A 1,323-nucleotide genomic window follows, 5' to 3' on the forward strand; every position below is an offset into this window, starting at 1 on the left:
GCCTGTCTGTATCCTATGGTTAAAACAAATTTATCTTCATAATTTTTTTCTATGGTTCAGGATATATAACCCATTGTATTGACATATGGTGTTCCTCTGCCCACAACGGCGAATGCCCGGGCCAATAATTTGTTCCTTATTATATTCAGGGTACTCATTTTATTTTTTCCCGCATCTATTCTTCGGGTATAATAGGCCTTCATCTCCGGATTACATTGAATGGCGGAACCGGCGCAAAGATTCAGCAATGTCTTACCTTCCTTATTGGCCAGTTGGCTTACCTTGGTCCTTCCCCTGATACTGGTCCCCGATCTGTTCGGAAAGGGGGCTATGCCACAATAGGAAGCAAATTTCCTCCATGTTGTAAAAGCTGTGAAGCCAACGGTATGAACGATCAAAAACCTGGCCGATACCGCTCCGATACCCTTGATGCTTATCAATAGTCGATATAGGTGCTGTAGCTCTGGATCTTGCTCTATGATCCTTTCGAGTTCTTTTTCTATTTTGGCTATTTGAACATCCAGTACCCTGATAACATCTTCCTGTACCTGTAGCAATATGGGCCCCAGCTCCTTGTTCAGCACTCTTTTTTGTTCCCCTAAAGTGGCGATATGCCCTGCGCGCTGTGAAACCAGTTTTCTGCGCATGGACATCAACCGTTTCAGGCTTGTCAAAGATTCTTTGGGCATTTGATATGGCCTTACCTCTTCCCGGATGCGATATCCGTACAGGGCGATACGTTTTGCATCCGCTTTATCATCCTTCCCCCTGGCAATGCCCATGGACCGCTTGATCTCCAGTCCGGGGACCAAATGGAAGTAATAGCCTTGTTCGCTCAGATAACGGGCAAGTTGATGGGTGTAAAGGCCCGTGTGCTCAAAAACGAACAAAAGCTCATTTTTAGCTAGGCCACTTGTCCTATGTGACCAGTCAGCCATATGGGCGATAGCTTCAACCGTATTATCAAAAACTTCTTGCGCCCCACTTTTGTGAAGGCAACAATCCAATGTCAATTTACTGGCATCGATACCGATTACTTCTTTTATTTTCATATTTTTATAATGTTAAAAATGGTCGCTTAAACTAAGACCTTTAAAAGATCAGGCTGAAATCCTATATGGTTCTTGGCGACCGGTTAGAAGAACGGGGACTGATACAGACAATAGGCCACAAACCTAGCCGGCAGGAAAGTTCACCCCGTTCTTTTTTGTCTCACATTAAATTTATGAACATTTTCGCAAGTTATAAGTCTCCCCCGGACCCCCTCTTTTCAACATCATTACAATAGATTATATTTATAATACAAATCTAAAGGCCGATAGG

General features: G+C 43.5%; 1 protein-coding gene. It reads right to left on the minus strand.

The features are described from left to right. Positions 1-56: 56 nt before the first annotated feature. Complete coding sequence (locus tag MWU78_RS22180; protein WP_247001994.1) at positions 57-1,052, minus strand: IS110 family transposase; 996 nt, start codon at positions 1,050-1,052, stop codon at positions 57-59. Between the last annotated feature and the right edge of the window lie 271 nt (positions 1,053-1,323).

This window comes from Arenibacter sp. F26102 (genome assembly GCF_023015865.1).
Classification (GTDB): Bacteria; Bacteroidota; Bacteroidia; order Flavobacteriales; family Flavobacteriaceae; genus Arenibacter.